This window comes from Trinickia fusca (assembly GCF_003628145.1).
Lineage (GTDB): Bacteria > Pseudomonadota > Gammaproteobacteria > Burkholderiales > Burkholderiaceae > Trinickia > Trinickia fusca.
The window spans coordinates 791,576-814,461 of sequence record NZ_RBZV01000002.1; the positions used below are offsets into that span (position 1 = coordinate 791,576).

The window sequence follows — 22,886 nt, forward strand, 5'->3', positions numbered from 1 at the left end:
TCTTCTTCATCATTTTTTTGTTCACCACGTCCAGCCGCCTTGGAGCACGGCACGCCAGGCCGGCAACGCCCACTGAGCGGCGATCCAGCCCAGCGCCAGCGCCGGCCCCATCGGAACGAACAGGCGCCCCCGGCGACGCAGCGGCCAGGCATAGGCCAGGAAGCCCAGCGACGCCACCAGCAAGAACAGGGGTAGCGCGGTCAACCCGAGCCAGGCGCCGGCGGCAGCGGCCAAGGCGATATCGCCGCCCGCCACGAGATCGGCGCGGCGCGCGAAGCCCACCACCTTCATCGCCAGCCACATCAGCACACAGCCGCCGAAGGCGCCTTGGATTCTGTCCATCGCATCGGCAGAGAACGGCGAAGACAGCAGCCCGAGCCAAAACAGCGGCTGCGTAACGACGGCCGGCAACCATTGCTCGCGCCAATCGATCCAGGCGAGAAACAGTAAAACCAGCCACAGCAAAGCGGCGCTGATGCCAGTCCACGCGAAGCCGAAATACGCCAGCGCCGCACACGCGCCGCCGCCGCCCAGCGCCTCGAGCAGCGGATAGGCAGGTGGCACCCGCGCGCCGCAATGCGCGCAGCGCCCCCGCGCCAGCAGATAGCCGACCACGGGAATCAGATAAGGCCAGCCGATGCGCACCGCGCAGGCATCGCAGCGGGACGGCGGATGACAGAGCGTCAGATCCGGCTGCGGCTCCGGCCGCCAGCCCAGTTGATGCGGCAGGCGGTCGGCGGCCAGGCAGGCGAAGCTCGTCAGCGACGCGCCGGCGAATGCGGCGAAGACGTAGAGTGGCCAATGCGGAACATCGGGCGCTGCAAGTGCGATCGTCATGGGCACGCAGCACCGCAGAGCGCGCGTTCGCTGTCGTTCAGCGGCTGGTGGATCGCGTATTTCAGCTTGATCAAATCAAGCCGTTGCCGGGCCAGGTCGGCCTTCAGTTCGACGTTTTGCCCGGTCAGGTTCTGCACCTGGGCTTGCAGTGAGGCATCGTCCTGCCGTAGCTTCGCAATGTCCTGCTTGAGCGACGCGACGGCGTCGTTCAGCATGTGGTGCAGGGTTTTGACGGCTTCGATGAGGGGGGCGACGAGACTGCCATACTTCACGGCTTTCATGCCACTCACATCGCTCACCTCCACGATGGAAGGAAATACCTTTTCGACCTCCTGAGCGATCACACCAATCGATGGTTTGCCATCCTTTTTCCATTTAAACGAATACCCGTTCAGGCGCTCTATTTCATTCAGCGCGCCAGCAAGCGGCTCAATATTCGTTTTCAATCTGCGATCTGAAGAATCGTAAGCGATACCATTCCCATTGAGCCTCATATCGCCCCACACTCTAAAATTGCCATACATGGTGAAGTACGAGGTCGCGGCAAACGGACCGCCGCTCACTTGATCGCTTACACAACCGTCATGCCCCCCCGAACCATAATGACCACCCATGCAGACGTAGTAGTTATCGCCACCATTAGGGGCCGTCGCGGAAGTAGTCTGCAAGGTATTGATATACATCCCTGAGTTCCCCCCTCTATTTGCAAATGTCGTCGCCCCCTTGCTATAAAAAGTGGTGTTTCCATCGGGCCTCAATTGGATCTTCGCATCACTGGGATAGACTCCAAAAACTGAAAATCCATCCTTACCCCCGGGGTACACGTTGACACTACCATCACCTTCATTATTAGCATAAAAATTGATTTCACCACCGTTCCCATTGGCCGTCACGTTAACGACTCCCTTTACGCCGTTGGCCACCGGCGCATTGATGTCGAGTTCACCATTCGGCTTGCTGTCAAATACCGTAACCCAGTCGCCGCCAGCATTATCTTGACGCCCCACGATGCGAGGCTCTTCCGCACTCCACGTCGAACTGCCCGCCCCGCTCACCCCATGGGTCAACGTAAAGCTCTCCCCAAAAGTATTGTTCACGCTGAAGCTATTGCTCCCTGCCTCGCCTAGTTTTAATTCCGTGTTATTGGCATAGAGGTGAAACTGCTGTGTCGCCGCGCTACCCATCGAGATGTTGGGCGTGGTCGTCAAAGTACCGATATTGATATCGCTGCCCGCCCCTTGCGCCCCTTGATACTCATTTGCCTGCACCGCCGACGCATTCTTCAGCGCATTACCGTTGACGTCGATATCGACGCCCGTATCCAGTTTATAAAACTGCTGATCCAGCCCGCTTTTACGCCCGAGCCACGGACCATTGTTACTGCTTCCAGCGCCGTATCCCATGCCCACCAGCGCCATCACGTGGCCAACGTCCGGCGTAGCGCCCCCTGCATGCCAGTCCGCCGCTCTTTCCTTCCAACCACCTCCAGCCCCGTCGATATTATTGCGATCGATCGTGCGGCTCATATAACCGCCCGCCGCCCCACTCAGATTGACGATCTGCCCCGCCTGATCATCGCTGAACGACGTGCCGCCATGAGTCGTGACCAAGCCCTTTATCAAGTACTGCGGCACACCGGATGTCGGGCCGATATAGGCCGGGTTGTTGACGGCCCTCAACAGCAGCGCAACAGATTGGCCGTTACTGAACGTGTTCTGAATCGACTGCGACAATTCACCGTCGTCTTGCAGATTTTTCACCGTCTTGGTGATCACAGTCCCAAGCCGAACGCGGCCAGGGTCCAAATCCCCACCGCTGCCCAGCAACACTCCCGTGTTCTTGATGATGTACGCATCGCCCGCACGCGCAATCGCCATCAGATGCTGCGCATCGCTTCGACGTTTCATTTTCTGGGCTGCGTTCACCGTGTAAAAGGTGATACCGGACATGACCACCGCCGCCAACGCAAGCGCCATTCCCACCTCCAGCAGGCTCAGCCCAAGCCCAGATCGACGCGGAGGCATTGCGTCATATTGCTTCATCATGAAACAGCTCCTCGAACCACTATGCAGGTCCGGATAAACGATGTGTAAATCAATGGCCTTAAGCAGATGTGCCGTGCACGGCCGCAAACGGCAACCTCGCTATCGGCTATGGCATTGCCTGCGCAATGATCGGATTGCCGTTTACCAATGTGTGCGAGCCCTGCTGCGCAGCCACGGTATCGGTGCTGGTCCCATTGCGGCTCACGATATGTCCCGCCTGCCAATAGCCGACACCATCGGCACCGCCGGCATCGAGGATGAGCGCCGCGCTCACGCTCCCCCACAAGGCACCCCGCGCCGCCGCATTCGACTCGTCGACGAACGCCACGATGCGATTGGAACCGGTGTCATACCGGGCAACGAACAGCCCGGAACGGTACAGCGGCGCGTCAGTGATGCTGGCGTTGAGCCTCGCGCTCGTATCGATATCCCCGCCGCCCTTACATTCGGCCGGCGGCGCCGCTTCTTCGCACAGATTGACCGCTGCGAGATATTGCGCGTTCAGCAATTGCGCGATGACGCCGGCCCTGGCCGCCTGCTGGTCGCCCTCGATATCGCTACGCATCATGACGGGCACGGCAGCCAATACGCTGAACAGCACCACCATCACCATCGCCAGCATCCCGGACCCTTATAGTTCGACCGGCGACAAGCCGCGCGCGATGCGCATGCGCTGCGCCTCGATATCGGTGCTCAATTGTTCCAGCTTGCCGCCGCGAATCTTCGCGCGCAGCCCGTGTTCGTTGCCGAAGCAAAGCATGTCCGCTTGCAGCACACGCCGGCCCGGCCGCTCGGGATCTTTCACCAATGCCTGGTGCACGACGGCCGCCAGACCGTCGGCCAGAATCGAGCGGGCCAAGTCCGTCGAGCCGGTAGCCGCGGCAGCGATCTGTTGCAACGCGAGAATCGCACCGGGCAGCGAATTGCCGTGAATCGTCGCGAGCACGAGGTGGCCGTTGACCGCCGCGCGGATGGCTTCGTTGGCGACATTCGGCGAGCGGATCTCCCCCAGCATGATGAACCGCGGGTTATAGCGCATCGCCGCGATCATGGCGACGTCGTAACCGCCCGCCGCATGGGCATCCACCTGGTACCACAGGCCCTGCCCCTGCTCCCCGTAATTGCCCTGCACCGGGATCTCGGGTGGATCCTCGACGGCGATGGCAATGTCGCCGCGCGTCGAAACGTATTCGTTGAGCAACGAATAGATCGTGGTAGTTTTACCGGAGCCCGTCGCACCGGCCAGCAAAATCATGCCCGAGCTCCCCCCCAAGGCACGCAGCGCCGCAGCCACCGCCGGCTTCAATCCGAGCGCATCCAGTGGTGGCACTGGATATTTAGGACGTCGCATGAAATAACCGACGCCGTCCAAAGTTTGGACACGCGCGACCCGGTACGGCACCTCGTCGATGCGCAGAAAAAATTCGCGAGGGCGGTTCTCGCTCTCGATCACGTCCAGGACGCGCCGGACTTCCGGCTGCAGTTCCGCCGGCAACTCGGTAATCGGCCCTTCGAAGCCCACGGCATGGCGTAGAAAGCCACGTCCGTCCGGCCAAATCATCAAGTCGGAGAATTCGAGATCGACGAGGCGCATACCCGCCACGATCGGAGTACATTCCATTTGAATCGCACCAATATCATTAAGTACTACTAATCAACAAAATTCCTATCTATGCATACGGCAGATAGCGCTTCGCGTCAGCCTAAAGATACGAACACGGGAAAACCATGATCCAATGAAATAGATTCAATGTGCGGCATTCGATATTTGTTGCTGCAACGTGAACATGCCGGCCGCAATCCACATGAACATCAATCCCATGACGACGATCGCGACATTGCGAAGCATGTCCATTTGCGTCTGAATCAATTCAACCGAATCATCGAGCCATTGGCGCGACAACCGGTCGAGCATGTCCTCGAAACCTTCGAGTGATGCATAGGAGCGGATGTCGATCACCATTTCCCAGCTCGGGAATCGATAGCCCGTCAGGTGGAGCGCGTCACCGATATTCTTGGCCCCGTTCAATACCAGGCGCCGCGTGGCGGCCAAGCGCTCCTTGTACCAGGGCGGCGCCGTCTGGTGAATGATGCGCAACGCTTCCGGCACCGGAACACCTGCATGCAATAGCGCGCTGAGCGAGATCAGGAAGCTCGACCCGATCGCCAGCCGGTACAACGACCATGGCGGCACGCGGTCGAATACCCGGCGCAAGCGGCCGGTCCAAGACCCCAACGTGGCGAGTATCAGGCTCAGCACCCCACCACAGGCCACCAATACGATCAACATCCAATGCGTGACGAAATCCGCCAGCACCGCCATTTGCGCCCCTGTTCCCTGCCACTTCTCGACCGGCAATATCTGCTTGAATGCCGGCACCACCTGATTGCCGAAGATATACAAATAGAAACAGGTGGTGGCGACTAGCACCAGCGGGTAGATCAGACCAAAAATTGCACCGCGAATACGCTTTCTCGCGACGTTGATGAACAGGACGTCTTCGATCGCTTTATCGAGACGACCGGCGATTTCACCGGCGTCGAGCACCGACAATTCGTTCGCCGGCGCCCAGTCGGCAATCGCTCGCGCAAAGCTGCGGCCGTTGCGGATCGAGCGGCGCCAGTCGTCCACGACGATGGCCGCCGTCGTGCGAGGCTTCTTGCCCTCGAGCGACACATGGATGTAGATCTCGTCGAGCGCGTGCGTGATCGGTACCCCGTTCGCGATGAATTTTCCGAGCTTTTCGTACAAACGCATACGCAGCTTGCTCGAAAACATGAATTTGGTCAGCCATAGGTCGGCGCCCGTCAGCGGCTTGGGCCCCTTTTCGGCGCGCTTGGAAGCCTTGACACGGCTCGCTTTCCCCGGGGCACTCTTAGACGCAGCGGCCTTGTACAGATCTTCCGGCCGCATTACCGCTGTCGACGATTCAGTCGTCGCCTCCTGCGCACCCGCCAGCTCTGCGGGAAGCCCGGGGGTATCAACCGTGGCGGCACCCGAGCGGCCGAAAAGCGTCCGCGGCGCTTGCGACTTCTTGCGCTCACGGATCGCCGCCACCGGTGCGCCGCCACGGCGCGGCAGCCTTTGCTTGAGGAGCTCAAACAGCTCAAACATCTTCCGTCTCCAATCCCAGTCTTATCAAGGTTTCGCAGCGAGCGGCGTCCAGGTCGGAAAACGGACCGACCCGGGCCAGCAGATCGCGTGGATCGATTTGCCCGGCAATCAGGCGCATCCAGCCATGCTCCGCGATCGTCAGTCCACGCAGACAGTCGAGCCAGTATCGATGAGCCCCAACCCGGTCGCCCTGCGCCATCAGGTCGAGAAATTCCTGGTCCGGACAAATCACTTCGGCAAGCACGGCACGCCCGCTATAGCCTCCCGTGCAATGTCCGCAGCCCGTGCGATTCACGAGCCTGATCGTCTCGAGAAACGCGCTCGCCGTACGCGATATCGCGTGCTGCAAATCCGTACTCAATTCGTCCGCTGGCGCTTCCTGCAAGGGCGTGCAGCACCGAGGGCAGAGCAGCTTGATCAGACGCTGTGCCGTCAGACCCGTAACAAGATGCGGATCGCTGAGTTTGTAGCTTTCGACACCTTGATCGCGCAGCCGGTCAAAGATCGCCATCGCGTTATTGGCGTGAAGCGATGTCCACACCTGGTGACCGGTCATGGCCGCCGTGAACACCAGATTGATGACGGCCTGATCGCGCGCTTCACCGGGCATGATGACGTCCGGATCGGAACGTAATGCGGCGGTAATCGCTTTCCGATACGCGGCGCCCCGTTCCTCCTCGGTATCGACGTTGGCGACCGGCAATTGCGCCGCGCCGGTAATTTCGTACTCCGGAGGATCTTCGATGGTCAAGATGTTGATTTGCTGGCCGCGCTCCTCGTACAGGCCTTCAAGCACGACTTTCAACGTCGTGGATTTTCCCGAGCCGGTCGGACCGGAGATGATGTTGATGCCCTCCGGCATCTGCCGCATGCGAGCGAACGCTTTGCGGTGCAAGGGGTGGAATCCGAGGCTTTCCAGCGACACCCGGTTCCCCCAGCGACGTTCCGCGTACAACAGGCGCGCAATCAGATATCGGCCGCCCGACCCTAGCGGATTGAACTGCAGGCGCACGGCTTGCAAGCCGCTGGGCAAACTCGTCTTGCCGTTCGAAATGCGCGCCGCCTGATAGTCATGCACGCGGTACGTCGCATCGGCGACGTCGGCCATGTTGAACGCGGCGGCCAATAGCTCATGGCCGAATTGCGCGTTGACCTGGCGCTGCCGCACCATATCGCCGCCCATGCGGAATTTGATCTCTGCTTCGTGTTCGCGAACATAAATGTGAATATCGCTGACGTGTGCATGCACGGCTTCAGCCAGCAACTTCAGCACTTCTCCCTGCATCGGAATGGCCTGGTGCCGATTGGGCGCGGCGCCATCGAGCGTGCCGCCGAGCCGGTCCGCCTCCTCGTACAGCAAACGAATCACCTCGATGTCGGCCGCATACCACGCCGTCACACCGATGCCTTTACGGCGAGCGACCTCGCGCAGCGCCAGAACCTGTGAATGGCGCGGACTATTCCGATCGACGATCAGCGTGCCGTCTTCGAACAATACCGCCAGCTTGCGCTGCGCCGGCGACGCCTCTACGCGCCCGCCATTCGACGAAACGATACTGCCGGCTCGCCGAAAGAACGGTTGCATGTCGTCTTGCCTGAGTTCCCGCAATCTGACGCCGCCAAAGCGGGGAGCCGCCGTACGCCCATCGGTGGGTGCACCGTCCTCGAAAGCCTCTGGGGACGGCGCGGTACGCTGCGCGGCATCGTGCTCTTCGATGCTCACGTCGCGTTCCGGGTCGCGTCGCTGTAGAACGGCAGCCGCATGCGTTTGGCACCACGCGCGGAGCCTGGGGTCACCACCACGCCGCCGTCGTCGATGGCCACCACCTTCCAATGATTGGGCAACGCATCGCCGGCGCGCACCATGATTTGGCCGTAGCCGGGTACGCTGAGAAGCGCCTCGCGCTCGTCACCCACCCCCGTCAAGCTGACCACCGACGGAACGTTGTCACCGTCGTCATCCGGCGCCGCGTGCTTGCCATCTTGATTGGCCGCGCGAATCTGAGCCTTCAACTGGGCTTGTTGCAGCTCCAACTTCAGCTGCAAATTGTCACGCTGCAATTTCTGCATGGTGGCCAGTTGACCTTCGTAAGGGGACAAGTCTGGTGGCGGCAAAGCCTCCGCGTTGTCATTCGACTCGGCCGGTGTGCGCGCGCCGGCCGTGGGTACCGGCGCCGACGCCGAAGCAGGAACCGAGGCTGAGGCTGGCACCGAAGCCGGCGCATCCGGCCGCCGGGCAACCTCGCCGGAGCCGGCCTGAACCGGCGCTCCATGCGCGTTCAGCGCCAGGAAGCAAAGTAAGGAGAAACATGCGACTCGTCTTCCTGTCGCGTATCTACCGATAGTCGATTTGTCGTGTCGAGATTGGACGTTCATCGTGTTCGTCTATTTTTAAAAGTTCAGCGCCGGCGCCGCCTTGTAAGAACGGGGAAATGCACCAGATCGCCAATATGCGCGCCGCGCACAATGGATGAAGGGGCCATCCCGGACCACCGCTTATCCGTCAACTCACCTCCGCCGGGCAGTGGCGCCGTGCGTTCGAACACCTCGCCCGTGACGCTCCAGTTATCTGTCGACGAATCGAACGTGATCTCGCGAACGACCGACCCGGGGATCCGCCCCAACAGCGGCGTGAACGTATCCGGGCTCGCCAGCGTCGTGAACTGATAGCGGAAGCTGCGCCAAAATGGCTGACTCTCACCCGGCGTAATCGTCAGCGGCAATTGCAGCTCCGCGAAGTGGCTGCGCAAATAGTCCTGCGATTTCCCGAGGATGGTGCCGCGGCTGCCTGAACCATAGCTTTGCAGCGGCACCAGTTGCCAAGTGAGCGTTGCATGGTCACCTTGTATATTGCTGATCTCCGGTTCGCCCGGCACTTGGCTCACGTCGGACTTGATCCAGTTCACGGTGCCGCCCTGGCGGCTGACGTCGTAACGCACCGTCGTGCCGTCGCAATGCCCGACGTTGTCGGCCACCCAGCCCGGGATGTCGTCGGCTGCCGCGCGGGCAGCCCACAATCCGTCGACACAGACCTGCAAAGTCTGGTCCGGCAGAGGCTTGCCTACCCACGGCATCGGCGGCACATGCACTGCAGGCGGAGCAGGCGGCACCGGCGGCGGCGCCTTGTGCGCCTTATAGAGGAAATGAGCAGCCACGGCCAAGCTCACCGCCGCAAACGATACGAAAGCTGCGATACGTGTCCAGTTGCGCCGCACCGATCGCAATTTGACCGGCGCCTTGCTAAAGCGCTCTCGCAGCGAATCGGACGGACTCGCACCGCCGATTTGCCAAGCGGCGGGACAAACGATCTCGGTCCAGGGCTCCGTAGTCAGCCCCTCGTCGAACTCGACACGCGCCTGTGCCTCATTCTCGAACGCCTTGTCATAAACGATCGACGTATCGGCCCGGATGCCGAGCAAAATCCATGCGCCGTCATCCGAACGCCAGACACCGTAAACAGATCCGCTACAAGCCGCGGCCACGGCCGCCGCCAAAACCGGCAACCCTGGCCGGTGCCCGATGAGCGCATCACCGAGCCCGTATTGCGGCAGCGTGTCGGCGTGAATCGGGTACAGGCACATGACGCCGGCGCCAAGCCGCGCGGCACTTTCGCGCGCCTCCCCGATCAACGACCTTTGATCGGGCGCGCTATTCCAAATCAGACTGGCGGCATAGGAGCGTTTCCCCAGGCGGACCACGCCCACCAACTCGGCAGGCGTGGTGCCGAACTGTTCGCCTTGCTGCTCGATATTCATGTCGTTCCGGCTCAGTTGTAGCCGGCCAGCGAACCCGAATGGTCGAGCACTACCGGCGTGATACAGATCACGAGGATCTGGCGCGAGTGGCTCCCGCTACGCGAACCGCCTAGCAACTTGAAGTCCGGACTGCCGATTCCATTGTCGGACGACTTGTCGTTCAATGCCTCGAAACCCGCCAGCACCAGCGTCGCCCCATTGCGGATCATGGCTTCTTGAATGAACGAGCGCTGATTGATGTTCGGCACCTGCAGCTTCTGGCCATTACCGATATCGACGCTATCGAACCCGCGGTCCTTACCCGCCAGCGCGGACAGATTGACGCTGTATTGGAGCAGAACTTCGCCGTCGTCCAATACCTTCGGTAGTACGGTCAATGAGAAACCCGAGCTGACCATCGACGCAGAGGCATTCGACGACGACGACGAGTCGTTCACCGTGGTGCCGAGCTGCGCAACGTAGCCTTTCGTGTTCCCGACTTGCAGCGGCACCGGCTGGCCGGACATCGTCGTGACCGCCGCGGTCGTCACGATGCTCGTGTTGCCAAGCGAGTCGAGCGCGTTGAGAATGGCTTTCGAATCTTTGAACTTTCCGCCTGTCAGGCTGATCATCGCCGCCGCCGGCAAGTCCGACGCGCCCGCTGCCGCCTTGCCGAGGCCCGAGGAACCGAGCGCGGCGTTCAGCACGCCGCCGCCTTGGAATGCAGCGGCCAGCGAGAACTGCCAATCCGAAGTGGCGCCGATGTTGACGCTGTACATTTCGACTTTGACCGTCACCTGGCGCAGCAACTGTTTATTGACGCTCTCGATGTAGTCGGCAACCCGGGCGATCTGTGACGGCGGCGCTGTCACCGTAATCGACGACATACTCGTCGACGCACTGAATTTGCCATTACCGCCAAGGATCGTCTGCAGCGTTTTTTCCAGGTCCTTCCAGAAATCGAGCGCGACCGTGATCGACGCGCTCTGCGACGCGCCCACCGACAAGCCCGAACCGGAGTCGCCGGAACCACCCGAACCGCCTCCCGAGCTACCGGAGCTACCGGAGCCACCACCTCCCGAGCCACCGGAGCCGCCGCCGCCCGAACTCCCGCTACCGCCAATCCCGGCGTTGACGTTCGAATCCGCCTTCACGACCGTCGGCATCGTGATGAGCGTGAAGGTACGCGTGACGTTGCGCTCGAACTCGATGCGCCCGTCGCGGTAAGTCCAGTTGATGTCGAAATAGGCCGCGGTCTGGTTGAGAAATCCCGACAAACTGCCCCTGTAGTTGACGTGCATTTTTGCCTGCGAGGAAGATGCCAAGCCGCCCGAAAACAACATCGGCGTTGCCTGGCCATGATCGGGAAGGCCGCGTATGTCCACGTCGGGAACCTTGCCCGTCGCGGCGGCGTTGAGCGCCGCGGCCAGATCGTTTGCCGTGCCGCGCGAGCCACCGCGCGTGGCGCCGCCCCCCGGCCTGCCCGGCGCGGCATCCGTCGTGGATTCGAAGACGTCCACCGAAAACGAAACAGGAATGCCGGTCGCCTGAGCGATCAGTTCGCCGAGCGCTTTCAGGCCCAGCGGGGAGGCTGAGACCAAGCGCACGCTCTCCTGCTCGAAGCGAGCCGGCAGCACCTGCCCCGCATGCGTTTTGACGGCCTGAGCGCCGAGGTAGACGCCGTCATGCACCTGGATCTTCGACATATCCGCGCGATTCGAGGTTTGCTGCGCCTCCTTTGCCAGACTGGACGCCTTGGTTTCATCGTCTTTTCCCGCTTGTTCTGCCTGGCGGTACGTCGTGCTCGCACACGCGCCGAAAAGACAACTCGACACGATCGCGGCGATCAGCCTGGTAGAGGCTGGGTATCCGATTTTTTTCATCACTCTTACTGGCGCACGCGAAGCATGCCGCCCAAAAAACGTTTGGCCAAATCAAGAAGGGACCGTATGAGACCAGCGGTGTGCCTCGCTTCCACGCTACGGCGCAAGCACACCAACCGATCTATCGACTAGGATTGTTTTTGATCACGAGCACACGATTCCCTTTGTAAATATCCGGATAAATCGGTGGCGAAACATTTCCCAACGCGGCCAGCATGGACGTTACGGCACTGACAAAATCCCCATTGAACGTCGCCTCCGCGTCGATCCGATAGCTATATTCCGATTTCCATACGAGCGTCCAACCTGCGCGGCGGCACCAATCAGTCAATACCGCTTGCAATTGGCCATCCCGCGCGACTGTCCAGCGTTGCGACGGAGGTGAAGACGGAGATGGTTTCTCTTCAGGTACGCCATCTGTCGATTTCGGAGTTGACGCCTGCTGAACTGACTTGACCAACGCCTGAACGAGATTGCGCGTCGCGTCTGTCAGCATCGTGTTCGGATCGTGTGACGGAGCCGCGGAAGATGCCGATGAAGTTGGCGCTACCTCAGTCGTTGCAGCCCTAGCTGGGGACAAAATGCCGCTAGCAATCCAGATAGGCACCACAAACTTCACGCAAATTCTGAATAGGCGCATTAATTTATAGATGTATGACACCAGCCTCTCACATTTCTCATGCTATCCGAGATCAATGGAATATTGATATCCACCGAGTCACGATTCGCGCCACTGTTACTTTTCCTATGGGCCGACCAAGAATTTGGCCGACCCAATACGGCACCCCAACGGCTTACTTCAATACCCATTCAATCTTGGCTAACCCATTGGCAGCAGCGCCGGTGTTGCATGCCGTTTGCGCATCAGAAGGACTCAAGGGCGTTGTTGACGGCGTTGTCGCACCATTAACAGATATGCTCACCATCTGCGATCCCAATTGCTGCGACGCAAACGCCGCACAGGCGCCGACGGGAATGCCCTCGAATGTGACATCGTAATTAGTTTTTACCGCATCCACCGCCACCGTCACCGCGCCATTCCAGGGATTCTTCAGATCACCTGTCGTCGCATCCTGCATACTTGGCGGAATCGACGAGTTTCCCTTGAGCACCACATTTGACAAATTCGTATAGTCAGATTGCCCCGCATATAACGTTTGAACCGCAGTCTGGATCGAACCCAGCTCGCCCAACGCGCTTTGCAATCGATTATTATCGGAAGCCGATTGGTAGTACAGCATCACACCCGCCACGACCACGGCGGATAGCGCCAGCACCATCGATGCCTCGATCAGCGTCAGACCTTGCTCACGACGCTTACGGAAGAGTTTTTTACATTTCACCATATACCACCCCATTTGAAACTGACAAAATCCTTCATTGCCCCGGAAACGCAATAAATCCAAAGCGGATTACAGCGATACGAAACCAGACGAAAGATATAACGCCCTCTATTTCAGGGTCCATATAATTTTATTTCCTGCAGAGGTCGTGACATCGCACGCCGTCTGCGCCCCGTCTGGTGTAAATGGCTGCCCTGCGGTAGGCGCGTCTGTGCTATTCACCTTGACACTCACCATCTGTGACCCGAGTTGCTGAGATGCAAAAGGTACACAACCACCAGCGGGCACGCCATCGAATTCCACCGTATATTGAGTTGGAGTTGCGGCAACCACATCCACCTTCACCTCCGCATTCCACGGATTCGTGAGTTTATTATTTGCCACATCCTGCATACTCGGCGGAATCGACGAATTTCCGATCAGCCCCTTAGTTGCCAAACCCGTATAGTCCGACTGCCCCGCATACAATGTTTGCACTGCTGTCTGAATCGAACCCAGCTCACCCAATGCACCTTGCAAGCGATTATTATCGGAAGCCGATTGGTAATAAAGCATCACACCAGCCACGACCACGGCGGACAATGCCAGCACCATCGATGCTTCAATCAGCGTCAAACCTTTCTCGCGGCGCTGACGCATCAAGCCATCGCGCTTAGATACCAACGATTTCATACCACCCCCAACAACATTTGATTAAACATGGATTGCGCGACCACGAATTCAAACACTTAGTCCGCGCCAACGAAATTTCGCGAACTCAGACAGAGCAGCCGGCATCGATATATTAGTTCGCGCAATAGTCTGATGAAATAATCGACAGCCATTTCGGACAATGGGAAGCGCATTTTTAAGAATTCCTTAAGAACCATTGAAAGTCTTAAGAAGATCGAGTAGCGCGTTGGGATTCTGTTGACCTCGGCGGAACGCAACTGCCGGAGTGCTGGATGAAGTGTGTCGTTGTGCTGAACGAAGCCGAGGAGCAGACGTTGCAAAAGACCTGCGCGTCGTGGACTTCATCAATGGCCTGCTCGTTGCAGGCGACGCCCGACCGACGGTAATGAGGGAAGGCATGTGAGGCGGATTTCCGCGCTGCTACCGCGCTCTCGCGCTTCAATGAGGAATAAGAGCCGAACAACGAGAAACCCGTTGGCGGCGATGCACGGCGATGAAACGCGCGCCAGCGCCTCTGGAAATGCCCGAGGCACGCGGGCTGGAGGCGTGATTTCGCCGGCGGTCAATCGCCTCGGCCGGAAGTTGTTCAGTGCGTTGCGACGCGCCTCGGACTCGCGTCTCGACGAGTGACGGCGCTTGCTCGACGTCTTTGCCGGGCGTCGAGCCCTCGTGCCTTCACGCCTTCACGCCTTCACGCCTTCACGCCTTCACGCCTTCAAATACTGCTCGCGACCGCCGAGCCAGCGCGCCAGATGTTGCGTCACCACCTCGGGGTGCTCGGCGATCAACCGCGCCGCCGCTTCGCGGGCCGGCTCGATGAGCCAAGCATCGTTCTGCAGGTCGGCAAAGCGCAGCATCGCGGCGCCCGACTGACGCGCGCCAAGAAACTCGCCCGGGCCACGGATCTCCAAATCGCGTCGCGCAATCTCGAAGCCGTCCGTCGTCTCCCGCATCGTCTGCAACCGCGCACGCCCCGCGATCGACAACGGCCCGCTGTACAGCAACACGCACGCCGACGCCTGGCTGCCGCGCCCCACGCGCCCGCGCAACTGATGCAGCTGCGCAAGCCCGAAGCGCTCGGCATGCTCGATCACCATCAGCGACGCGTTCGGCACGTCGACCCCAACCTCGATCACCGTCGTCGCGACGAGCAACTGCACCTCGTTGCGCGAGAACGCGTCCATGACCGCAGCCTTCTCGGCCGGCGCGAGCCGGCCATGCACCAAGCCCACCCGCAACTCCGGCAGCGCGGCCACCAGCGTCTCGAACGTCTCGACCGCCGTTTGCAGTTGCAGCGTCTCGCTTTCCTCGATGAGCGGACAGACCCAATACACCTGCCGGCCGGTCAGCGCCGCTTCGCGCACCCGGCCGATCACCTCTTCACGGCGCGCGTCGGAAATGAGCTTCGTGACGATCGGCGTGCGGCCCGGCGGCAGTTCGTCGATCGTCGACACGTCGAGGTCGGCGTAATACGTCATCGCCAGCGTGCGCGGAATCGGCGTGGCCGACATCATCAGCTGGTGTGGCTGAAAATCGCTCGCGCCGTCCGCCGCGCGGTGCGCCTTCGCGCGCAGCGCCAGCCGCTGCGCCACGCCGAAACGGTGCTGCTCGTCGACGATGACGAGGCCGAGCCGCGCGAATTCGACGGTGTCCTGAATGATCGCGTGCGTGCCGATCACGAGCTGCGCGGCACCGGACGCGGCCGCCTCGAGCGCCGCGCGCTTGTCCTTCGTCTTCAAGCTGCCCGCCAGCCATGCGACCGTCACGCCGAGCGGCTCGAGCCAGCCGCGCAGCTTGCGCGCGTGCTGCTCGGCGAGGATTTCGGTCGGCGCCATCATCGCGGCCTGATAGCCGGCATCGATCGCCTGGGCGGCCGCCAGCGCGGCGACGACCGTCTTGCCGCTGCCGACGTCGCCCTGCAGCAGACGCTGCATCGGATGCGGCGCGGTGAGATCGGCCGAAATCTCGGCGACGACGCGCGTTTGCGCCCCCGTGAGCGCAAACGGCAACGCCCCGGCCAGACGCGCGCTCAGCGAGAGCGCCTCGCTTTCGGCGCGGCGCGGCATGACCGGCGCGGTGCGCAAGCGGCGCTCATCGTGCGCCCGCTTGAGCGAGAGCTGCTGCGCGAGCAGTTCGTCGAACTTGATGCGCGACCACGCCGGGTGGGTGCCGTCGATGAGCGCCGCTTCGTCGGCATCGGCGCTCGGGTGATGCAAGGTGCGCACCGCCTGCGCGAGCGGCGGCAGCTCGAGCGGTTGGCAGTAGGTGCGTGCCACCGACTCGGGCAGCAATTCGGGCAACGGCGTGCGTGCGAGCGCGTTGTCGATGGCCTTGCGCAGATACGCCTGCGAGACACCGGCCGTACTCGGATAAACGGGGGTCAGCGCTTGCGGCAGCGGCGTGTCGTCGTCGACGGGGCGCACGCTCGGGTGCACCATCTCGAGGCCGAAAAAACCGCCACGCACGTCGCCGCGCACGCGCAGACGCTGGCCGATGGCCATCTGCTTGACCTGCGAGCCGTAGAAATTCAGAAACCGCAGCATCAGCTCGTCGCCAGCCGCGTCGCGCAGCTTCACGACGAGTTGCCGGCGCGGCCGGTAGGCGATTTCGTTGTCGAACACGATGCCCTCGGTCTGCGCGGTTTCGCCGGGCAACAGCTCGCCGATCGGCGTCAGCGAGGTTTCGTCCTCATAGCGCATCGGCAGATGCAGCACGAGATCGATATCGCGCGTGAGTCCGAGCTTGGCAAGCTTGTCGGCCGTCTTGGGCAGCTTGGCGGCTGGCGCGGACGCCGCATCGTCACTCGTCCCCGCCTTCTTCGACGGGGCCTTTTTCTTACGCGGCGGCACGGCATCGGCCGCATCGATCGCCGCGTCAGGTTGCCCCACGTCGAGCGCCGGCGCACGGGCGCGAGGCGCGGCGACGCGCGGTTCGCTGGCGGCGGGGTCGTCGATGGACTCGAGCGGGCGTCGGCGGGGCAAGGGCATCAGTGTCTTCGCAAGTACAATATCGGTTTTATCGAACGCGGCGCACACCGCGACAACCAGGCCGGTGCACCACCGCGATCATAGCGGCTCGCAAGCCCGGCCGGCCAAGCCGCTCACCGCCGATCAACGCAGCATGTTCACGCTTTCCGATTTCGATTTCAATCTGCCGCCCGAGCTCATTGCGCAAGAAGCGCTCAAGGAGCGCAGCGCCAGCCGTCTGCTCGAGGTCGACACCACTGTCGCGCCCGCGCGTCTCGTCGACCGGCATTTCGCCGAGTTGCCCGAGTGCATCGCGCCCGGCGATCTGCTCGTGTTCAACGATACCAAGGTGCTCAAGGCGCGCTTCTTCGGACAAAAGGCCAGCGGTGGCAAGATCGAGGTGCTGATCGAGCGCCTGACCGGCGAGCGCACGGCGCTGGCACAGATCCGTGCGAGCAAGAGCCCCGCGCCCGGCACGCTGCTCCGCCTTGCAGATGCATTCGACGTGACGGTCGGCGAGCGTGTCGAACCGTTCTACACACTGCATTTTCCCGAATCGTGCCTCGATCTGATCGAGCAATACGGCCGGCTGCCGCTGCCGCCCTATATCGAACACGATCCCGACGCAACCGACGAGACGCGCTACCAGACCGTCTTTGCGCAGAACCCGGGCGCCGTCGCCGCGCCGACGGCCGGCCTGCACTTCGACGATGCGCTGCTCGCGCGGCTCGATGCGCGCGGTGTCGAACGCGCGACGTTGACGCTGCACGTCGGCGCGGGCACGTTCCAGCCCGTGCGCGTCGAGAACATCGCCGAACACAAGATGCACACCGAGTGGTATCAGCTGCCGCAATCGCTCGTCGATAAAATCGCCGCGACGCGCGCGCGCGGCGGGCGCGTGATCGCGGTCGGCACGACCTCGCTGCGCGCGCTCGAAGCGGCGGCGCGCGACGCCGAGGCCGCAGGTAGACCGCTTGCCGCGACATCAAACGAGACCGATATTTTCATCACGCCGGGCTATCGTTTCCGCATCGTCGACCGGCTCGTGACGAACTTCCACCTGCCGAAGTCGACGCTGCTGATGCTGGTGTCGGCGTTTGCGGGAGTCGAGACGATCCGCGCGGCGTACCGGCATGCGATCGACGCACGCTATCGATTTTTCAGCTATGGCGACGCGATGTTATTGACCCGAACAGGCGACAACGCGTAGCACAGCTGTTCTAGCCGCTTCCCTCGCCGCCGGGCCTGGCCCAGGCGGCGCTTCATCTTATGCGCCGGACTGTTTTCCGGTAGCAACTGGAGTCTTATACATGACCGACGGTCATAGTCATACCCACGCCCACGACACCTCCTCGGCCGCGCCCGACATCGACGGCCTCAAATTCGAGCTGCTGACGACCGACGGCCAGGCGCGCCGCGGACGCGTCACCCTGAACCACGGCGTCGTCGAGACGCCGATCTTCATGCCGGTCGGCACCTATGGCACCGTCAAGGCGATCCAGCCGCGCGAGCTCGAAGAAATCCGCGCGCAGATCATCCTCGGCAACACGTTTCACCTGTGGCTGCGCCCCGGCCTGGAGACGATCGCGGCACACGGCGGCCTGCACGGCTTCATGGGATGGCGCCGGCCGATCCTGACCGATTCGGGCGGCTTCCAGGTGTTCTCGCTCGGCGATCTGCGCAAGATCACCGAGGATGGCGTCACGTTCGCGTCGCCGATCAACGGCGACAAGCTGTTCCTGTCGCCCGAGATCTCGATGCAGATCCAGAAGGTGCTGAATTCCGACATCGTCATGCAGTTCGACGAGTGCACGCCCTACTCGACGAACGGCGTGCCTACGACTCATGAGGAAGCCGCCGACTCGATGCGCATGTCGATGCGCTGGGCCAAGCGGTCGATCGACGAATTCCGGCGTTTGGACAACCCCAACGCGCTGTTCGGCATCGTCCAGGGCGGCATGTACGAGGATTTGCGCGACGAATCGCTCGCGGGCTTGGCCGAAGTGGGTTTCCACGGCCTGGCCATCGGCGGCCTGTCGGTCGGTGAGCCGAAGGAAGACATGATGCGGGTGCTGAACCATATCGGCCCGAAGCTGCCCGCCGACAAGCCGCACTACCTGATGGGCGTCGGCACCCCCGAGGACCTCGTGGCCGGCGTCTCGGCCGGTATCGACATGTTCGACTGCGTGATGCCGACCCGCAATGCGCGCAACGGCTGGCTATTTACGCGCTTCGGCGACATCAAGATCCGCAACGCCACCCACAAGAACTCGCTGCGCCCGCTCGACGAAACCTGCGGCTGCTATACCTGCCGCAACTTCACGCGCGGCTATTTGCACCACTTGCACCGCGTCGGCGAAATTCTCGGCGCGCAGCTCAATACGATTCACAATCTGCACTACTACCTCGAATTGATGGGCGAAATGCGCACCGCGATCGAGACGCATTCGTTCGAGGCGTTCCGCAAGCGCTTCCACGAGGATCGCGCCAAAGGCGTCGACTAGCGTCCGGCCCGCGCCGCGGGCCGCATCCGACGGACCTTTCAGAACACCAGCACGCGACGCCGTCCCGAAAAACGGCGGTGGTAAAATACGCGGCTATTTTGCGATCGCCTTAGATCGCTCTTAACGGAGAAACCAGCGTGTCGTTCATTCCAAATGCATTCGCGCAAGGCGCCACTGGCGGCGCAGAATCGAGCCTGATGAGCTTTCTGCCGCTCATCCTCATGTTCGCGGTGCTGTACTTCATCATGATTCGCCCCCAGATGAAGCGCCAAAAGGAGCATCGCAACATGCTCTCCGCGATGGCGAAGGGCGATGAAGTGGTCACGAACGGCGGCATCGTCGGCAAGGTGACGAAGGTCGGCGAAGCGTACGTGAGCGTCGAAGTCGCCGAAGGCACGGAAATCACCGTGCAGAAGTCCGCCGTCACGACGATTCTCCCGAAAGGCACGATCAAGTCGCTTTGATGCTGTTCCTTATCGCGTCCGGCGCGCTAACGCGCCCATGATGCGCCGGACAGTGCCCGCCTGCTGCGCCGCTTTGGGCCAGCAGAGGGCATGCCGGACGCGGTGCTTTCACGCCAACTTTCCCGTTCGGCTAATCCCATGAATCGTTACCCTCTCTGGAAATATGTCGTGATGGTCGTGGCGCTCGCCATTGGCCTTCTGTACACATTGCCCAATTTCTACGGCGAAGCACCGGCAGTGCAGGTGCTGAGCGGCAAGGCGACGGTCAAGCTCGACTCGTCCACGCTCTCGAGCGTCGAAGCCGCGCTCGCCGCCAATCAGATTCAACCTGACGACATCACGTTCGACAGCGCCTCGGCCAACGCGAACATTCGCGTGCGCCTGAAGGACACCGACACGCAGCTGCACGTGAAGGACCTGCTGCAAAAGACGCTGAACCCCGATCAGGCCGATCCGCAGTACGTCGTCGCGCTCAATCTGCAAAGCGCCTCGCCGCGCTGGCTGACCGCGCTGCACGCGCTGCCGATGTACCTCGGCCTCGACCTGCGTGGCGGTGTGCACTTCCTGATGCAGATCGACATGGCCGGCGCGCTGAACAAGCGCCTCGACTCCGACGCCTCCGATGCGCGCACGCTGCTGCGCGACAACAACATCCGCGAAGGCGGCGTGAATCGCGTGGGTCAGTCGGTCGTCATCGACTTCGCCGATGCGAATGTCGCCGAAACGGCACGCACCCAGCTCACCCGCACGATCACCGAACTGCAATGGGCCACGCAGCCCGCGGCAGGCGGCGGCGTCCAGCTCGTCGGCACGTTCACGCCGGCCCAGCAGCGCGCCGTCGAGGAAGCGGCGGTCAAGCAGAACATCACGACGCTGCACAACCGGGTGAACGAACTCGGCGTGTCCGAACCCGTCATCCAGCAGCAAGGCGCCGACCGTATCGTCGTCGAGCTGCCCGGCGTGCAGGACACGGCGAAGGCCAAGGAAATCATCGGCCGTACGGCGACGCTCGAAGCGCGCCTGGCCGATCCGGTCAACACGCACCCGGCGGCCGGCGAACCCGTGCCCCCCGGCGACGAGCTCTTCACCGAAGGCGCCCAGGCACCGGTGCTGCTGCGCAAGCAAGTGATCTTCACGGGCGACAGCATCATCGACGCGTCGGCCGGTTTCGACGAGCATCAGCGTCCGTCGGTCAACATCCGCCTGAACTCGGCCGCGGGCCGCGCCGTGCGCAGCGTCTCGCGCGACAACATCGGCAAGCCGATGGCGATGGTGCTGTTCGAGAAGGGCAAGGGCCAGGTGCTCACCGTCGCGACGATCCAGTCCGAGCTCGGCGACCGCTTCCAGATCACGGGCCAACCGACGCCGCAATCGGCCACCGACCTCGCGCTGCTGCTGCGCGCCGGCTCGCTGGCCGCGCCGATGGACATCATCGAAGAGCGCACGATCGGCCCGAGCCTCGGTGCGGACAACATCAAGAAGGGCTTCGACTCGGTCGTCTACGGCTTCGCCGCGATCGCCGTGTTCATGGTCGCGTACTACATGCTGTTCGGCCTCGTGTCGGTGATCGGCCTGTCGGTGAACCTGCTGTTGCTGGTGGCCGTGCTGTCACTGCTGCAAGCCACGCTGACGCTGCCCGGCATCGCCGCTATCGCGCTCGCGCTCGGTATGGCGATCGATGCGAACGTGCTGATCAATGAACGCGTGCGCGAAGAACTGCGCCACGGCGCACCGCCGCAGCTCGCGATCGAGAACGGCTACGCGCATGCGTGGGCCACGATTCTCGACTCGAACGTCACGACGCTGATCGCCGGCCTCGCGCTGCTCGCCTTCGGTTCGGGCCCCGTGCGCGGCTTTGCGGTCGTGCACTGTATCGGCATCCTGACCTCGATGTTCTCGGCCGTGTTCTTCTCGCGCGGTCTCGTGAACTTCTGGTACGGCGGCAAGAAGAAGCTCAAGACGCTCGCGATCGGCCAGGTCTGGCGTCCGCAAACGACTGAAAGCTTGGACTATCAAGGCGCCGAAGTGCTCGAAGAAGCGAGCACGGCCGGCAAGACGGCCGCGCCGGCTGCCCGCACGCAGTCCGCACGCGGCGGCAAAGCCACGTTGCGCAACCGCGCGCAGCCGGGCGTGACGCCCAAGAAACCGGGCTCGTCCCGCTAACGGCCCGGGGAGACGAACATGGAATTTTTCCGCATCCGCAAAGACATTCCGTTCATGCAACGCGCGTTGATCTTCAACGCGATCTCGTTCCTGACCTTCTTCGCGGCCGTGTTTTTCCTGCTGCACCGTGGGCTGCATCTGTCAGTCGAGTTCACGGGCGGCACGGTCATCGAAGTGCAGTATCCGCAGGCCGCGCAGCTCGAGCCCGTACGCACGACGCTCGACACGCTCGGCTATGCCGACGCGCAGGTGCAGACGTTCGGCACCGCGCGCAGCGTGCTGATCCGTCTGCCGTTGAAGACGGGCCTGACCTCCTCGCAGCAGAGCGATCAGGTCATGGGCGCGCTGAAGGCACAGAACGCGCAGGCGCAACTGCAACGCGTCGAATTCGTGGGGCCGCAAGTCGGCAAGGAACTGGCCACTGACGGTCTGATGGCGCTCGCGTGCGTCGTCATCGGCATCGTCATCTACCTGTCATTCCGCTTCGAATGGAAGTACGCAGTCGCCGGCATCATCGCGAACCTGCACGACGTCGTGATCATTCTGGGCTTCTTCGCGTTCTTCCAGTGGGAGTTCTCGCTGTCGGTGCTGGCGGCCGTGCTGGCCGTGCTCGGCTACTCGGTCAACGAGTCGGTCGTCATCTTCGACCGGATTCGCGAGACGTTCCGCCGCGAGCGCAAGATGGGCGTGATCGAAGTCATCAACCACGCGATCACGAGCACGATGTCGCGCACGATCATCACGCACGGCTGCACGCAGATGATGGTGCTGTCGATGTTCCTGTTCGGCGGCCCGACGCTGCACTACTTCGCGCTGGCGCTGACGATCGGCATTTTGTTCGGCATCTACTCGTCGGTGTTCGTCGCTGCCGCGCTGGCCATGTGGCTCGGCGTCAAGCGCGAGGACCTGCTCAAGGAAAAGCGCGCGAGCCACGATCCGAACGACCCGAACGCCGGCGCGCAAGTCTGACGGCGTTCGATACCAGGCGGGATTAGCGCCCCGCCGCGGCTGCCGCGCCATACGTGGCGGCAGCCGCAAGCTGCTCACAGCGCGCTTGCCCTCCCCTCCTGCTGTCATTTCCCCGCTTCTCTTGCCTGCTCACCCAGCCCAGCCGTTTGCTGGTGGCGTGCGATCGCGCCCGGCCCTATGCCTGGCCGCCA

18 protein-coding genes are annotated in these 22,886 nt (G+C 62.1%); 5 read left to right on the forward strand and 13 right to left on the reverse strand.

Annotated features, from left to right (window positions below):
• Positions 1–21: 21 nt before the first annotated feature.
• The 13 genes from D7S89_RS08295 to recG all read right to left on the reverse strand — a co-directional run bounded on the left by D7S89_RS08295 (position 22) and on the right by recG (position 16,616).
• Complete coding sequence (locus D7S89_RS08295; RefSeq protein ID WP_121277126.1) at positions 22–837, reverse strand: prepilin peptidase; 816 nt, start codon at positions 835–837, stop codon at positions 22–24.
• Positions 834–2,882 carry a tail fiber domain-containing protein gene (locus D7S89_RS08300; protein ID WP_121277127.1) on the reverse strand — a complete coding sequence of 683 codons (2,049 nt, stop codon included), beginning with the start codon at positions 2,880–2,882 and terminating at the stop codon, positions 834–836. Before D7S89_RS08300 ends, D7S89_RS08295 begins: the two co-directional genes overlap by 4 nt.
• Positions 2,883–2,988: 106 nt before the next feature.
• Positions 2,989–3,504: a hypothetical protein gene (locus tag D7S89_RS08305; protein WP_121277128.1), complete on the reverse strand. Its 516-nt coding sequence runs from the start codon at positions 3,502–3,504 to the stop codon at positions 2,989–2,991.
• 9 nt (positions 3,505–3,513) lie between these two features.
• Positions 3,514–4,503, reverse strand: coding sequence for an ATPase, T2SS/T4P/T4SS family (locus D7S89_RS08310; RefSeq protein ID WP_220702131.1), 990 nt, complete (start codon positions 4,501–4,503; stop codon positions 3,514–3,516).
• A 126-nt stretch (positions 4,504–4,629) separates the two neighbouring features.
• Positions 4,630–5,559: a type II secretion system F family protein gene (locus D7S89_RS08315; RefSeq protein ID WP_245982755.1), complete on the reverse strand. Its 930-nt coding sequence runs from the start codon at positions 5,557–5,559 to the stop codon at positions 4,630–4,632.
• A gap of 430 nt (positions 5,560–5,989) precedes the next feature.
• Positions 5,990–7,357: a GspE/PulE family protein gene (locus tag D7S89_RS08320; protein ID WP_183085124.1), complete on the reverse strand. Its 1,368-nt coding sequence runs from the start codon at positions 7,355–7,357 to the stop codon at positions 5,990–5,992.
• A 359-nt stretch (positions 7,358–7,716) separates the two neighbouring features.
• On the reverse strand, positions 7,717–8,373 hold the full coding sequence (locus D7S89_RS27140; RefSeq protein WP_147426616.1) for a hypothetical protein: 657 nt from the start codon (positions 8,371–8,373) through the stop codon (positions 7,717–7,719).
• A gap of 23 nt (positions 8,374–8,396) precedes the next feature.
• Entirely contained in the window at positions 8,397–9,752 is a 1,356-nt protein-coding gene (gene pilO2 / locus D7S89_RS08330) for a type 4b pilus protein PilO2 (protein WP_121277132.1), read from the reverse strand.
• An 11-nt stretch (positions 9,753–9,763) separates the two neighbouring features.
• Entirely contained in the window at positions 9,764–11,437 is a 1,674-nt protein-coding gene (gene pilN / locus D7S89_RS08335; protein ID WP_183085125.1) for a PilN family type IVB pilus formation outer membrane protein, read from the reverse strand.
• A 298-nt stretch (positions 11,438–11,735) separates the two neighbouring features.
• The gene (locus D7S89_RS08340; protein ID WP_183085126.1) at positions 11,736–12,110 is read right to left on the reverse strand and encodes a toxin co-regulated pilus biosynthesis Q family protein; all 375 of its coding nucleotides are present in this window, start codon (positions 12,108–12,110) and stop codon (positions 11,736–11,738) included.
• A gap of 298 nt (positions 12,111–12,408) precedes the next feature.
• A complete protein-coding gene (locus D7S89_RS08345; RefSeq protein WP_183085127.1) occupies positions 12,409–12,960 on the reverse strand; it encodes a type 4 pilus major pilin in 552 nt (183 codons plus the stop codon).
• Between the two features lie 105 nt (positions 12,961–13,065).
• Positions 13,066–13,629 carry a type 4 pilus major pilin gene (locus D7S89_RS08350; protein WP_121277136.1) on the reverse strand — a complete coding sequence of 188 codons (564 nt, stop codon included), beginning with the start codon at positions 13,627–13,629 and terminating at the stop codon, positions 13,066–13,068.
• Positions 13,630–14,336: 707 nt separating this feature from the next.
• Complete coding sequence (recG, locus tag D7S89_RS08355; RefSeq protein ID WP_121277137.1) at positions 14,337–16,616, reverse strand: ATP-dependent DNA helicase RecG; 2,280 nt, start codon at positions 16,614–16,616, stop codon at positions 14,337–14,339.
• Between the two features lie 133 nt (positions 16,617–16,749).
• On the opposite strand from recG, the gene queA reads away from it, so the two are divergent.
• The 5 genes from queA (at position 16,750) to secF (ending at position 22,695) form a co-directional block, all read left to right on the forward strand.
• Positions 16,750–17,805 (forward strand): tRNA preQ1(34) S-adenosylmethionine ribosyltransferase-isomerase QueA, encoded by a 1,056-nt coding sequence (queA, locus tag D7S89_RS08360; RefSeq protein WP_121277371.1) that lies wholly within the window; start codon positions 16,750–16,752, stop codon positions 17,803–17,805.
• Positions 17,806–17,905: 100 nt separating this feature from the next.
• Positions 17,906–19,099, forward strand: coding sequence for a tRNA guanosine(34) transglycosylase Tgt (gene tgt, locus D7S89_RS08365; protein WP_121277138.1), 1,194 nt, complete (start codon positions 17,906–17,908; stop codon positions 19,097–19,099).
• Positions 19,100–19,236: 137 nt separating this feature from the next.
• Positions 19,237–19,563, forward strand: coding sequence for a preprotein translocase subunit YajC (gene yajC, locus D7S89_RS08370; protein WP_121277139.1), 327 nt, complete (start codon positions 19,237–19,239; stop codon positions 19,561–19,563).
• A gap of 138 nt (positions 19,564–19,701) precedes the next feature.
• The gene (secD, locus tag D7S89_RS08375) at positions 19,702–21,726 is read left to right on the forward strand and encodes a protein translocase subunit SecD (protein ID WP_121277140.1); all 2,025 of its coding nucleotides are present in this window, start codon (positions 19,702–19,704) and stop codon (positions 21,724–21,726) included.
• Between the two features lie 18 nt (positions 21,727–21,744).
• Positions 21,745–22,695, forward strand: coding sequence for a protein translocase subunit SecF (secF, locus tag D7S89_RS08380; RefSeq protein WP_121277141.1), 951 nt, complete (start codon positions 21,745–21,747; stop codon positions 22,693–22,695).
• Positions 22,696–22,886 lie beyond the last annotated feature (191 nt).

Bases quoted from the DNA above. Each gene is read 5' to 3' on its own strand.
- D7S89_RS08350 (WP_121277136.1), bottom strand. From the start codon at position 13,629: ATGAAATCGTTGGTATCTAAGCGCGATGGCTTGATGCGTCAGCGCCGC.
- tgt (WP_121277138.1), top strand. From the start codon at position 17,906: ATGACCGACGGTCATAGTCATACCCACGCCCACGACACCTCCTCGGCC.
- D7S89_RS08340 (WP_183085126.1), bottom strand. From the start codon at position 12,110: ATGCTGACAGACGCGACGCGCAATCTCGTTCAGGCGTTGGTCAAGTCA.
- D7S89_RS08305 (WP_121277128.1), bottom strand. From the start codon at position 3,504: ATGCTGGCGATGGTGATGGTGGTGCTGTTCAGCGTATTGGCTGCCGTG.
- pilO2 (WP_121277132.1), bottom strand. From the start codon at position 9,752: ATGAATATCGAGCAGCAAGGCGAACAGTTCGGCACCACGCCTGCCGAG.
- D7S89_RS08300 (WP_121277127.1), bottom strand. From the start codon at position 2,882: ATGATGAAGCAATATGACGCAATGCCTCCGCGTCGATCTGGGCTTGGG.
- pilN (WP_183085125.1), bottom strand. From the start codon at position 11,437: ATGTCGAAGATCCAGGTGCATGACGGCGTCTACCTCGGCGCTCAGGCC.
- D7S89_RS27140 (WP_147426616.1), bottom strand. From the start codon at position 8,373: ATGAACGTCCAATCTCGACACGACAAATCGACTATCGGTAGATACGCG.
- secF (WP_121277141.1), top strand. From the start codon at position 21,745: ATGGAATTTTTCCGCATCCGCAAAGACATTCCGTTCATGCAACGCGCG.
- D7S89_RS08310 (WP_220702131.1), bottom strand. From the start codon at position 4,503: ATGGAATGTACTCCGATCGTGGCGGGTATGCGCCTCGTCGATCTCGAA.
- secD (WP_121277140.1), top strand. From the start codon at position 19,702: ATGAATCGTTACCCTCTCTGGAAATATGTCGTGATGGTCGTGGCGCTC.
- recG (WP_121277137.1), bottom strand. From the start codon at position 16,616: ATGCCCTTGCCCCGCCGACGCCCGCTCGAGTCCATCGACGACCCCGCC.
- D7S89_RS08345 (WP_183085127.1), bottom strand. From the start codon at position 12,960: ATGGTGAAATGTAAAAAACTCTTCCGTAAGCGTCGTGAGCAAGGTCTG.
- queA (WP_121277371.1), top strand. From the start codon at position 16,750: ATGTTCACGCTTTCCGATTTCGATTTCAATCTGCCGCCCGAGCTCATT.
- D7S89_RS08295 (WP_121277126.1), bottom strand. From the start codon at position 837: ATGACGATCGCACTTGCAGCGCCCGATGTTCCGCATTGGCCACTCTAC.